Origin of the sequence: Bordetella sp. BOR01 (assembly GCF_019218885.1) — a bacterium.
In the GTDB taxonomy this organism is placed as follows: Bacteria; Pseudomonadota; Gammaproteobacteria; order Burkholderiales; family Burkholderiaceae_B; genus Bordetella_A.
On sequence record NZ_JAHUWT010000001.1, the window covers coordinates 1,531,601 to 1,544,102 of the forward strand.

Below are 12,502 nucleotides of genomic sequence, written 5' to 3' on the forward strand. Positions count from 1 at the left end.
TTTGCTGTGGGAAGGCGAGGGTGCGATACGCACCCCAATACCTCGTTATCCCGGGCCCTGGCGGACAGCACTTTTTCGGGAAGCGCGCTGTGTCAGTGCGGAAGTGCGAACGACACGCGCGGCGCCCTCAAGCTCAAGCATGCACGCCGCAGCAATGCGTTGCTCGATACGGTTGGTATGCAGCTTCAGGATGCGTATCACCTCGGGGATGCGGTGCTCTTGCATCCGGTCGGTGGTGGTGGCCACGGAAATGCCCGCCACGGGACTGCCGCCGGGGTCATTGATGCACATGGCAACGGCGCGCACGCCTCGTACCATGAGTTCATCGCTGAGGGCATAGCCGTTGCGCCGCGCGTCCGCGACTGCGGTGCGTATGCGCGCCTCGGTGGCGAGCGGGAAATGCTTGAGCTGGCCCTTGATGGTTTCGAGTACCTGCTCGGCCTGGTCCGGGTCCATCGCGGCCAGCATGGCGACTCCGGTGGCGCCCAGGCCCAGCGGCCGCCTCATTCCCACCTCGACCACGAAGGCCTTGACCGGATGCGAGCCAGTCTGGCGGTCCATGCAAACCGTGTCGTGGGTGGAACGCACCATCAGAAAGCAGGTGTCGCCAGTTTTTGCCGCCACGGCAGACATGTCGTTGGCGGCCAGATGGGTGACGTCATAGAAGTTCCGTAATGCAGACCATCCCAGTATGCCCAGCTCTTTGCCCAGGCGATAGCGGCGTGTGGCCTCGACCTGCTCGACCAAGCCTTGGTCTCTCAATGTGCTCAGGATTCTATGGATGGTGGGCTTGGTCAGTCTGGTGATTTCCTGCAGATCGACCAATCTGCGGCCTTCAGGGCCGGCTGCGGCAAGAAGCCTGATCAGGGTGATGGCACGCTCGAGAGTCTGTATGGACATCGTTTCAAAAAGATCCACATTACGAAACTATTCTAATTTATTTGTAGGCGTGGATGGGGGCATTTAGCATCGGCTCAGCTTTGTTTGGAGACGCCGGAAAATGCTGATCATTGATTCGCAAGTGCACATTTGGGAGCAAGAGACCGAGGCCCGGCCGTGGCCTCAGGCGCACGGCCAACGGCCTCGCGCGCACAGAGAGGTCCCGATCACCGCGGAATCCCTGTTGCTGGACATGAAGGCTGCCGGGGTGGACCAGGCCATCCTGGTGCCTCCCTCGTGGGAGGGCGACCGCAATGATCTTGTCACGGAAGCGGCGCGCCGCTACCCGGACCGCTTCCGCTATGCTGCGCGGCTGGATCTGGCCGCGCCCTCGGCGCGCAATTGGATCGAGAACTGGCGGCAGAAGGATGGGGCACTGGCGTTGCAGCTTACATTCCAGACGCCGCTGTTCCAGCGTGCGCTGCTCGAGGGCGCGCTGGATTGGCTCTGGCCGCTGGCCGAGCGGGCAGGCCTGCCCTTGACGATCTATATCCCGAACCGACTGATGCCGCTGATGGCGGCGATCGCCCAGCGGCATCCGGATTTGCGGATCATCATGAACCATTTCGGCCTGGCGGGTACCGGGCGCGACGCTGCGGCCTTTGAGGACTTCGGCCAATTACTGGCGCTGGCGCCGCTGCCCAATATCGCGGTCAAGGCGAGCTGCATACCGTTCTATACCACCGAGCCGTATCCTTTCCCCGGCGTGCACGACTATATCCGCCAGGCATTCGAAGTCTTTGGCCCCCGGCGCCTGTTCTGGGGAACCGATTTGTCGCGGTTGCCTTGCTCCTATCGCGAGGGTGTGACCTTGTTCACCGAAGAACTGCCCTGGCTCAAGGGCGGCGACCTGGAATGGGTCATGGGGCGGGGCATTGCCGAGTGGCTCGACTGGAGGCCGGCGCCATGAGGCCGGCAGTCGAAATCCTGCTGGGCGGCGACGTCAACCTCATGGGCATGACACCGGATTCGGCACCGTTCGCCGCGCTGCGCGCCTCGTTTCAATCTGCCGATTTCACCTTCGTCAATCTGGAGTGCTGCCTGTACGACGGCGACGAGGTCGAGGACGGCTACTTCGCCGCGCCGCACCTGGCCGGCCAAGCCTTGAAGCAGTCGGGCATAGGCGGGGTGGGCCTGGCCAACAACGTCAACTATGGCGTGCCCGCGATAATGAGCTCGCTCGGCACACTGGCGGCGCTGCAGATCCCAGTGACGGGCGCAGGGTGCAATAGCCGCGGGGCCCGCGCGCCGCTGATCGTAGAGCGGGCGGGCTACCGCATCGGCATCGTGCAGCGCACCGCCATCTATTGGCCGCAGGCGCACGAGGCGCTGCCCGACAAAGCGGGTGTGGCCGCCATCGCGGCCCACACCGACTACTTGCCGCCGGTGGGCGCACAGCGGCGTCCGGGCTTGCCGCCCTCGAACCGGCCCGGATTGCCGCCCGTGATCGAGACCCGGGCAGATCCGGCGGGGCTCAAGATCTTCGTGGACGAACTGCATGGGTTGCGCCAGCAGGTCGACGTCGTCGTCGCGTCGTTCCACTGGGGCCTGTTCGACGAAGTCCTGGGCTATATGAAGGACTATGCGCATGCGGCCATCGACGCGGGTGCCGATCTTGTCGTCGGGCACGGTCCGCACGACCATCTGTTGCCCATCGAGATGCGCGGCGGCCGCCCGATCTTCTACAACCTCGGGGCCTTGTCGTTTCGGCACGGCCCCGGCGGCAAGACCTTTCACGACTGGCTAGGGCTGCTGGTGCGTTTCGAATATGACGGCGCGTCGCGGCGCGCATCGTTCCGTTTGGTCCGGCAGTGCGAGGACATGAGCATACGGCTGGTCTCGCCCGACGAAGAAAGCCAGGCGCTCGCGATCATCGCCGCGGCCAGCAATGGCCTTGGAACCCAGCTAGAGGTCAGCGGCATGGATGTCGTCGTCCAGGCCGCCGGATAGCCGTCAACTTACAAAACCAATCGGAGACTTTCCATGCGTGCATCATTTCTCTTGTCTCGTATCGCGGCCCTGGCGCTGGCTGCGGTCGTGGGTTCCGCCAGTGCAGCCCAGGATTATCCGAACCACCCGGTAACCCTGGTGGTGCCTTACTTGCCTGGCGGGGCGACAGACCAAGTGGCGCGGGCGCTGAGCCAGGCGTTGACGGATAAGTGGAAGCAGCCCGTAGTCATCGTCAATCGGCCCGGCGCTTCCGGCATCATCGGTTCGTCCGAAGTCATACGCGCCAAGCCAGATGGTTACACGCTGCTGCTGAGCGACAACTCTACGTTCGTTACCGTGCCGCACATGCTGGCCACCGTTCCCTTCAACGTACAACGAGACTTCACGCCAGTGACCATTGTGGCGCGCCAGGCCGCCGTACTGACGGTACGCAACGGATTTCCCGCCGCCAACGTCAAGGAACTAATCGAATACGCGCGCGCCCATCCGGGTGCGGTGACCTTCGGTTCGTTTGGCAACGGCACCTGGGCCCACGTGGCCATGGAAGAGATGTCCCGCCTCGCCAACATCGAGATGCTGCACGTTCCCTTCCGCGGCGGCGCCCAGGTGCTGACCGAGATGATGGCGGGACGCGTGGACATCTTCTTTGCCACCATGGGCGCAGTCGCGCCCTATAGCGAAAGCGGCAAGCTCAAGGTGCTGGCGACCGCGACCGCTGATCGTCTGCCATCGCAGCCAGGCCTGCCGACCATGTCCGAGGACGGCTTGCCAGGCTATTCGCTGAGCCTGTGGTTCGGCCTGGTTGCGCCCGCCCAAACGCCGCCGGCCATCGTCGACAGGATCCGCAAGGATATTGCCGAGCTGAACACAGACCCGGCGTTTCAAAAGGCGCTTGAAAGGCTCTCGCTTGAACGCGGCGGGGAAACGCCCCAGGAGTTTGCCAAGATGCTGAATGAGGAAAGCGAGAGGTGGCGGCGCGTTATCGAGGAGCGGGGGTTGAAAGAGCAGGCGGGCAACTAGCGGGTTCCTGCGTGCGCCGTGCGCGTGGGCCGGGCCTTGACCGCTACCCCTGTTTCTGCGTAAGATATTCCAAATTAGGAATATCATTCCTATAATGGAATAAGCGCGGAGGAGAGATGGAGCACGTATTCGACGTCGTCGTGGCAGGTTGCGGGGTGGCGGGCTTGTCCGCGGCCGTGACGGCGGCAGAGCAGGGCTTGAAGGTGGCGGTGCTGGAACGTTCGTCGCGGGAAGATCGGGGTGGACAAAGCCGCTGGACCGAGGCGTACCTGCGCATGAAATCGCTGGACGAGGTGTCCGACGATTTCGAGGCCCACTTGTCCGAGAACGCCGGTCCGTACAACGACCCGGACCTGATCGGCGAAATGGCCAACAGCCGCGAGTCGTGGTCGCACGCGGCGCGCACCCTGGCCGTGCCCGACCCCGATCTGATCGCGGGCTTTGCCGACCAGGTGGCGCCCACCATCCAGTGGCTGCAAGGCCTGGGCGTGAAGTTCGACTTCCTGCCCACCCAATTCCTGACCAAGACCCAGCCGCGCCTGCTGCCGGTGGGCGGCGGCCAGGCACTGGTGGATGCCCTGGCGGCGCGCGCGGAAGCGCTGGGCGTTACTTTTTTCTATCACACCACGGCCCGCAAGCTGGCGCTGGATGAACACGGCACCGTGCGAGGCCTGCTGGCACATCACCCGGAACACGGCGGACTGCGCTTCGTGGGCAAGGTGGTGCTGGCCAGCGGCGGTTTCGAGGGCAACCCCGAAATGCTGGCCAAGTACCTGGGGCCGCGTTCGGTGTACTTGCGGCCGGTGTGCAAGGGTGGCTACTTCAACAAGGGCGAAGGTATTGCCATGGCGCTGGACGCCGGCGCCGGCGCGGCGGGCGAATTCGGCAGCTATCACGCCGAGCCGGTCGACCCGCGTTCGGGCGTGTCGGAACCGTCGGTATTCATCTTCCCCTACGGCATTCTGGTGAACCGGTCGGGCGAGCGCTTTGCCAACGAAGCGCCCGGCACGGTGGATGCCTATTACGAACGCGTCACGCGCCGCATCTACGAGCAGACCGAAGGTATTGCCTATGTGATCCTGGATCAGCGCGTCAAGGACATCCCCAACTATCGGCTGGCCATCCGCACCGACCAGCCCGCCATCGCGGCGAACTCGATCGCCGACCTGGCGGCGAAACTGCAGATCCCGGCCGATACGCTGCAGCAGACGGTCGATGCCTATAACGCCGGCTGCGGCGCGGGCAAGGGCTATGATCCGCTGGTGCTCGACGGAGTGTGCACCACGGGCGTGAAGCCGCCCAAGACCAACTGGGCCCTGCCGATCGACAAGGGGCCGTTCATGGCGTATCCCATCATCTCGTCGAACGTGTTCACCTTCGGCGGCCTGAAAGTGAGCAAGGCAGGGCAGGTGCTGGATACCGATGGCAACGTCATGCCCAACCTGTATGCGGCCGGTGAAACTGTCGGCATGTACTACAGCAATTACACCGGGGCGACCTCGGTGCTGAAGGGCCTGGTGTTCGGCCGGTTGGCCGGCCGCCACCTGGCAGGCTGAACTATTTCCTGAAGGAGTCGCAGCGTGTTTTCTCCTGATCTACTGGCCGGGCGCGTGGCCCTGGTCACCGGTGGCGCCGGCGGCATCGGCCGGGCGGTGGTCGCCGCCATGGCGGCGTGCGGCGCGCGCGTGGTGGCGGCCGACCTGAAAGCGCCAGACACGGCGCAGATGGCGGCCGTCGAATTCGTGCAACTGGACGTGACGCAGGCAGGGCAGGTGGCGGATTGCGTCAAGGGTGTCGTGGCGCGCCATGGCCGCCTGGATATCCTGGTCAACGTGGCCGGCATCGTGTCGATGGGCAACGCCGCCGACCTGGCCGAAGCCGAATGGGACCGCGTCCTGGCGATCAATTTGAAAGGCACTTTCCTGTGCTGCCAGGCGGTGATGCCTGTCATGAAGGCGGCCGGCTTCGGGCGCATCGTCAACATGGGTTCGGTGCTGGGCAAGAACGGCGGCAATCCGCGCCCCTGGCTCGATCCGGCCGAGCAGGCGCGCGCCAGCAATGTGGCCTACGGCGTGTCGAAGGCAGGCATCGGCGCCATCACTGCTTTTCTGGCCAAGGAAGTCGCGGCCCATGGCGTCACGGTCAATACGGTGGCACCGGGCCCGGTGGCCTCCGAGATGACCACGAATTTCCCCACGGCCCTGCGCGATCTCATTCCGGTGGGCCGCATGGGGCAGGCCGAAGAAATCGCTTCGGCCGTGCTGTTCCTGGCATCGCCCCAGTCTTCGTTCATTACCGGCGAGACGCTGGACGTGAACGGCGGGCTGTGGACCGATTGAATTTTCCTTCAACCATTTTTCTTCAACCTTTAGCGAGAATCTGACTATGCAGAAACAACGTGCGATTTACCTGGTGCTGGACATGCAGAACGATCTGGTCCACGACGATGGCCCCAACGGCAAGGGCCCGCTGGGCCAGCAGGTGCGCGAACGCCAACTGATCGGCAAGACGGCTGCCGCCATCAAGCGCGCCCGCGAGGCGGGCATTCTGGTGGGCTTTGTACGGGTCGGTTTCTCGGCCGGATATCCCGAGTGCCCGGCCGGTTCGCAGGTGTTCTCGGCAGCACCCCAGCATGGCTTGTTCAAGCTGGGTGGTTGGGGCACCGAGATCCATCCCGAGCTTGAGCAGCGTGAAGGCGATATCCAGGTGGTGAAGCACCGCGTCAGCCCGTTTTATTCGACCACGCTGGAAGCGCAGTTGCGTGCCCAGAACGTGTCGCGCATCTACTGCGCGGGGGTGTCGACGCAGGCCGTGGTGCAGGCCACTGTGCGCGATGCCCACGATCGCGACTATGAAGTGATATTGCTGGAAGACCTGTGCGCCGCGCACAGTGCCGAAGAGCATGGCAATTCGGTGCAAAGCATCGGCCGCTTCTGCAAGACCGAGACGTCCGACACGGTGGCGTTCGCCCACCCCTGATTCCACCCGGCCGCCAATAGGCCAGGCAAGCACGGCGCGCGCGGCATCCGCCCAGGATGGCCGCGCCGACCGAATGATTCAAAAGCGAGGAGACCCGGCATGTTGAAATCACTATTCGCAGGCAGGAGGCGGCCCATGGCCCTGATGCTTGCCGCCGCGATCATGGGCGCGGGCGCCAATGCCTGGGCTGCCTATCCCGACCGCCCCATCAAGATGGTGGTGCCCTACAACGCCGGCGGCGGCACCGATGTGCTGACGCGCGCGGTGGCCAACGGCGCCGGCAAGATACTGAAGCAGTCCATCATTGTCGAGAACCGCCCCGGCGCCAGCGGCATGATCGGTTCCAGCCTGGTGGCGCGCGCCGAACCCGACGGCTACACCCTGGAAATGACGGCCGCCGATACGCACACCATCAATCCGCACGTCTACCGCGATATCTCGTACGACGCGCGCAAGGATTTCGCGCCGGTCGTCCAGGTGGGCTACCTGCCGTACGCGATGGTGGTCAGCACGCAGTTGCCGGTAAAAAGCATCCAGGATTTCATTGCCCTGGCGAAGAAAGAGCCAGGCAAGCTGACGTACGCATCTTGGGGCGTGGGCAGTTCCAGCCAGGTGGCCATGGAAATGCTGAACGTCAGCCAGGGCCTGAACGTGCTGCACGTGCCGTTTACCGGTGCGGCGCCGGCCATGCAGGCCTTGATGGCGGGGCAGGTCGATGCGCTGTTCGTGCCGCTGAGCCTGGCCAAGCCCAGCGCGGACGCCGGCAAGGTGCGCATGATGGGCCTGGGCGCGCCCAAGCGCTTCGGTGGCGCGCCCGATGTGCCCACGCTGCTCGAGCAGGGCGTGGACGTGATCGCCGCACCCTGGATCGGTATCCTGGCTCCGGCCAAGACCCCGCAGGCCGCCATCGATACCATGGCCGATGCCGTGCTGAAGGCCGTCAAGACCCAGGCCGTGATCGATGCGCTGACTTCCGGCGGCCTGGAGATCAGCCCGCGCGACTCCAAGGCCTTTGGCGAGTTCCTGGTGCACGACTACAAGCTGTGGGGCGACACTGTCAAAGCGGCTAATATCAAGGCTGAATAACCCGGCGTACGCGACGGGCCGGCGCACCTCGCGGGGTGCGCTGCTTTACGTTGACGTTGCTGCCACTTCGATGCCCATGCTCCAGAACGACACCCCCGCCAAGACCGAAGAGACGACCCGTTCGCCCCTGCGCACGGTCCAGATCCTGCATGAACTGGCATTGAACCCCGCCGGCGTCTCGCTGGCCGACCTGAGCGTGCGCCTCGAACTGCCCAAGACCAGCCTGTTCCGGCTGCTGAAGACCCTTGAGACCGGCAGCTACGTAAGCGCGCGCAACGCCACGTATACGCTGGGCACGGCCGCATTGAAGCTGGGCGCGGCCATCGTGCGCAACCGCCAGTTTCCCAACTGCGCGCGGCCGGTCATGCATGCCATATCCGAACGCTGCGGCGAGACCATCATCCTGGGCACGCCGGCCGACAACCGCCACCAGGTGGTCTACGCCGAAGTCATCGATGCCACCAATCCGTTGCGCTTCATCAGCAAGGCCGGCAGCACCAATCCGTTGTACGGGTCGGCCAGCGGCCAGGTCATCCTGGCTTATATGGACTCCAACGAACTGGCGGCCTATCTGAAGGCCGTGAAGCTGGTCAAGCATGCGCCCGGCACCATCGACACCGTGGCCGAGCTCAAGCGCCGGCTCGACGAAGTCCGGGCCACGGGCGTGTCGTTCAGCCTGGAGGGCCTGGTCGAAGGGGTGTTCTCGGTGGCGGCGCCGGTCATCGATGCAAACGGCATCGTGGCGGCCGGCCTGTCGATTTCGGCGCCCAGTTCGCGCGGGCTGAAAATGAAGCACAAGTTCAAGGCGCTGGCGCTGGAAGGCGGCGAAGAAATCTCGCGGCTGCTGGGGTATGCCGGCGCCTATCCCTTGCCCGGCCCGCAGGCCTGAGGCGGGCGCCGGCCCCTGATGCTTATCAGGCCAGATCCAGCGTGGCCACCACCGGCGTGTGGTCCGACGGCTGCTCGTTGGCGCGCGGTTCTTTGTCGATGACGCAGGCCACGCAGCGCTGGGCCAGCGGCTGCGACAGCAGGATATGGTCGATGCGCAGCCCGGCATTGCGGCGGAACGCGAACATGCGGTAATCCCACCAACTGAACGACTTCTCGGGCTGATCGAACAGGCGGAACGAGTCGGTCAGGCCCAGCTCGAGCAGGGCCCGGAACGCCACGCGCTCGGGTTCGGACACCAGCACCTGGCCCACCCATTTGGCGGGGTTGTGCACGTCCTCGTCGGCGGGCGCCACGTTGTAGTCGCCCAGCAAGGCCAGCCGGGGGTATGACTTCATTTCCTCGGCCAGCCAGCCATGCAGTTGGCGGAACCAGTCCAGCTTGTACACGTACTTGTCGGAATCCAGGGCCTGGCCGTTGGGGCAATAGGCGCAGATGACCCGCACGTCGCCGGCAGGCGAGGGCAGCGTGACAGCCAGCAGGCGCTGCTGCGGGTCGTCCATGCCGGGGATGTTGCGCACCATGGCCGAGCCCGGTTCGCGCGACAGGATGGCCACGCCGTTATAGGTTTTCTGGCCAGCCCAGACAGCGTGGTAACCCATCTGCGTGAAAGCCTCGAGCGGGAACTTGTCGTCGGTAAGTTTCAGCTCTTGCAGGCAGAGCGCATCCACGGGATTGGCGGCCAGCCAGTCCAGGACTTGCGGCAGGCGCACTTTCAGGGAATTGATGTTCCAGGTGGCGAGTTTCATGTGCCGGGCAGGGCCTTTATTTGTACGGGTTCCCGGGCGGTTGGCGCAGAATCAGGCCGGCTGGCTACTTATCTGGCTGCTCATTGCCCATGCGGTTGGCCTCGGCAGCGTGCCGCCGGGGTAGGCCAGATGATACCGCGCCATACGCCGCTTTCTTCTTGCTGCTCGACCAGCGCGTGCACGCTGGCGGCGGTGATCCGGCCGGCGTCGCCGATGTGGACCCTACTCGAGGTCGCCGTGCTTGACCAGCCAATAGACCATGGTGCGCGACAGGCCGAGAGATGACAGCCCGATTTATCCGCCCCAGGGCCCGCGCGAATTCAACCCAGCTGCTGTACGAGTCGCGCTTCGATCGCCCGCTTCAACCTATCCAACGTTTCAGCGGAATTGGGATCCTCCACGTCGATCAGCACGTCGGTCCAGTTGTCGACTGGTCCCGCACCGACTTGTTGGAAGAAGGGGGATTCTGAATCTATAGCCCAAACCGGGATGCTGTTGCCATCGTCGACTCGATCTTTGACCGCCCCAACATACTTCACTTTCCGGAAATCTCCAGTTGGAATCTGGCTTTCCGTAATTATTCGCTGCATAGTCGACTCCGGCGGGACTGATTGGCCGATGTTACTCCACAGACGAAGCAGGGCGGCGCCGCCCCGGTCAGCCGGCCCGCGCGCCAGCCCCCACCGCCTGTTTGCGCAACAGTGCCGCAAAGGCCCGGCCCGGCCGGGTTTGCGGCAGATCGGGGTTGAACAGCAGGCCGGGCGTACGCATGGGCGTGGGGCTTTCCATGGGAATCATGCGCAGCGCCGGGTTGGGCGTGATGGCGCTGGCGGCGGCTATACAGCCCACGGGCAGGCGCGCCACCATGCCCAGCATGGCGGCGATGGTGTTGGTTTCGGCCACCACGCTGGGTTCGGCGCCGGCCGCCGCGAAGCATTCATCCAGCAGGCGCCGCGTGGAAAAGCTGGTTGGCAGCAGCACCAGGGGCTCGCGGTGCAGTTCGATCATGCGGATGCGCTTGCGTCCGGCAAGCGGGTGCGACGCCGACACCACCAATATCAGCTCTTCGTTGAACAGCGGCTCGAACTGCAGGCCGCTGGTCGACTCGGGCCGGTAAGCCACGCCCAGGTCCAGCTTGCCGGCTTCGAGCCGGGCGGCGATGGCGTCGGCCGCCAGTTCTTCGATGACGACTTTCATGGTGGGGTTGTGCTGCAGGAAGCGCGCCACGCAGTCGGGAATGAAGCTCTGGTTGAATGTGTGGGTCGTGCCCACGCGCAGTTCGCCAGTCATCGAGGCGGCGCTTTGCTTCAGTTCGCTCAGGCCCTGGTCGATTTCGCGCAGGGCGCGCGCCGCGTAGGCCAGGAAGGTCTCGCCGGCGGCGGTGATGACCACGCGCTTGCCCACCCGGTCGAACAGGCGCTGGCCGATCTCTTCTTCCAACTGGCGAATCTGGTGCGACAGCGTGGACTGCGTGACGTGCACCCGTTCGGCGGCGCGGGTGAAGTTCAGCGAGCCCGCCAGGGCAATGAAATACCGCAGGTGCCGCAATTCCATGGGATTCCGCCTAAATCATCGATGACATCAATGATAATCGACGAAATTTATCATTTTCATCATTTGATGGGGCTGGCTAGTCTTACGGCAGCACAAGACACTGCAGTAAGGAGCTCCCATGGGAAAAGTACTGGATGGCATCCGGGTCATCGAGCAGGGCACGTTCATTACAGGGCCAGCCGCAGGCATGTTGCTGGCCGACCTGGGCGCCGACGTGATCAAGGTCGAGCAGCCCGGCACCGGCGACCCGTTCCGGGCCTTCAAGGGCGGCCTGTACAGCCCCCACTACCAGACCTACAACCGCAACAAGCGCAGTATCGAACTCGATGCCCGGGATCCGGACGACGCGCAGGTCTTCGACGCGCTGATCCAGGATGCGGACGTGTACATCCAGAACTTCCGGCCCGGCACGGCCGAGCGCCTGGGGGCCGGCGAGGCGCGGCTGCGGGAATTGAACCCCCGGCTGGTGTACTGCGCGATCAGCGGTTTCGGCCAGACCGGGCCCGCAGCGGGCCGGCCCGCCTACGATACGGTCGCGCAGGCGGCCAGCGGTTTCCTGAACCTGCTGGTCAATCCGGCCAATCCGCGGGTGGTGGGGCCGGCCATCGCCGACTCGCTTACCGGGTTTTACGCCGCCTACGGCATCCTGGGCGCGCTGGTCGAGCGCGCCCGCACCGGGCAGGGGCGGCGGGTGGAAGTATCCATGCTGGAAGCCATGTGCCACTTCAACCTGGATGCCTTCACGCACTTCCTGTCCGAAGGCGAGGTCATGGGGCCTTACAGCCGCCCCAGCGTGTCGCAGTCGTACACGCTGCGCTGTGCCGATGACAAGTGGATCGCGCTGCATATGTCGTCGCCCGAAAAATTCTGGCGCGGCCTAGCCGAAGCCATCGAACAGCCGGGCATTTTCGATGACGCCCGCTTTGCCACGCGCGAGAGCCGCATTGCCCACCAGGAACAATTGATCGAGCTGTTGGGCGGGGTGTTCGCCATGCGCCCGCGCGCTGCCTGGTGCGTCCGCCTGCAAGAACGCGATGTGCCTCACGCGCCCATGTATGACACCCAAGAGGCCCTGCAAGATCCGCAGGCGCGCCACCTGCAAATCGAGATCGAGGGCGTGCATCCGCAGCGCGGCCCCTGGAAGACCGTGCGTTCGCCCGTTACGTTCGACGGCCAGCGCCCTACACAGGTGCGCCCGCCGCCGGTCCTGGGCGAGCACAACGACGAGATCCGCGCGGCATTGCGCAACGGCCGGGCGTGAGCGCCATGCCGACTCA

13 protein-coding genes are annotated in these 12,502 nt (G+C 64.7%); 9 read left to right on the forward strand and 4 right to left on the reverse strand.

The genetic code is table 11. The features are described 5' to 3' along the window. Positions 1-45: 45 nt before the first annotated feature. Positions 46-900, reverse strand: a complete 855-nt coding sequence (locus KW845_RS07370; RefSeq protein WP_218368477.1) for an IclR family transcriptional regulator — start codon at positions 898-900, stop codon at positions 46-48. A 100-nt stretch (positions 901-1,000) separates the two neighbouring features. Between KW845_RS07370 and KW845_RS07375 the strand changes: the two genes are divergently transcribed. The 8 genes from KW845_RS07375 to KW845_RS07410 all read left to right on the forward strand — a co-directional run bounded on the left by KW845_RS07375 (position 1,001) and on the right by KW845_RS07410 (position 8,863). After that, positions 1,001-1,849, forward strand: coding sequence for an amidohydrolase (locus KW845_RS07375; RefSeq protein WP_218368478.1), 849 nt, complete (start codon positions 1,001-1,003; stop codon positions 1,847-1,849). Continuing rightward, positions 1,846-2,889 carry a CapA family protein gene (locus KW845_RS07380; RefSeq protein ID WP_218368479.1) on the forward strand — a complete coding sequence of 348 codons (1,044 nt, stop codon included), beginning with the start codon at positions 1,846-1,848 and terminating at the stop codon, positions 2,887-2,889. Before KW845_RS07375 ends, KW845_RS07380 begins: the two co-directional genes overlap by 4 nt. 33 nt (positions 2,890-2,922) lie before the next feature. Beyond that, entirely contained in the window at positions 2,923-3,909 is a 987-nt protein-coding gene (locus KW845_RS07385; protein WP_218368480.1) for a tripartite tricarboxylate transporter substrate binding protein, read from the forward strand. Between the two features lie 116 nt (positions 3,910-4,025). Then, a complete protein-coding gene (locus KW845_RS07390; RefSeq protein ID WP_218368481.1) occupies positions 4,026-5,465 on the forward strand; it encodes an FAD-dependent oxidoreductase in 1,440 nt (479 codons plus the stop codon). A 24-nt stretch (positions 5,466-5,489) separates the two neighbouring features. Further along, entirely contained in the window at positions 5,490-6,248 is a 759-nt protein-coding gene (locus KW845_RS07395; protein WP_218368482.1) for an SDR family NAD(P)-dependent oxidoreductase, read from the forward strand. A gap of 46 nt (positions 6,249-6,294) precedes the next feature. Beyond that, positions 6,295-6,888: a cysteine hydrolase family protein gene (locus tag KW845_RS07400; RefSeq protein WP_218368483.1), complete on the forward strand. Its 594-nt coding sequence runs from the start codon at positions 6,295-6,297 to the stop codon at positions 6,886-6,888. A gap of 135 nt (positions 6,889-7,023) precedes the next feature. Next, positions 7,024-7,974 (forward strand): tripartite tricarboxylate transporter substrate binding protein, encoded by a 951-nt coding sequence (locus KW845_RS07405; RefSeq protein WP_218368484.1) that lies wholly within the window; start codon positions 7,024-7,026, stop codon positions 7,972-7,974. Positions 7,975-8,044: 70 nt separating this feature from the next. Beyond that, entirely contained in the window at positions 8,045-8,863 is an 819-nt protein-coding gene (locus KW845_RS07410) for an IclR family transcriptional regulator (RefSeq protein ID WP_218368485.1), read from the forward strand. Positions 8,864-8,888: 25 nt separating this feature from the next. Here the strand turns inward: KW845_RS07410 and xth are convergent, their stop codons facing one another. The 3 genes from xth to KW845_RS07425 form a co-directional block, all read right to left on the reverse strand. Next, positions 8,889-9,671 carry an exodeoxyribonuclease III gene (gene xth, locus KW845_RS07415; protein WP_218368486.1) on the reverse strand — a complete coding sequence of 261 codons (783 nt, stop codon included), beginning with the start codon at positions 9,669-9,671 and terminating at the stop codon, positions 8,889-8,891. 320 nt (positions 9,672-9,991) lie between these two features. After that, positions 9,992-10,261, reverse strand: coding sequence for a hypothetical protein (locus tag KW845_RS07420; RefSeq protein WP_218368487.1), 270 nt, complete (start codon positions 10,259-10,261; stop codon positions 9,992-9,994). Positions 10,262-10,328: 67 nt separating this feature from the next. Continuing rightward, positions 10,329-11,225, reverse strand: a complete 897-nt coding sequence (locus tag KW845_RS07425; protein ID WP_218368488.1) for a LysR substrate-binding domain-containing protein — start codon at positions 11,223-11,225, stop codon at positions 10,329-10,331. Between the two features lie 118 nt (positions 11,226-11,343). Between KW845_RS07425 and KW845_RS07430 the strand changes: the two genes are divergently transcribed. Beyond that, positions 11,344-12,486 (forward strand): CaiB/BaiF CoA-transferase family protein, encoded by a 1,143-nt coding sequence (locus KW845_RS07430; protein ID WP_218368489.1) that lies wholly within the window; start codon positions 11,344-11,346, stop codon positions 12,484-12,486. Positions 12,487-12,502 lie beyond the last annotated feature (16 nt).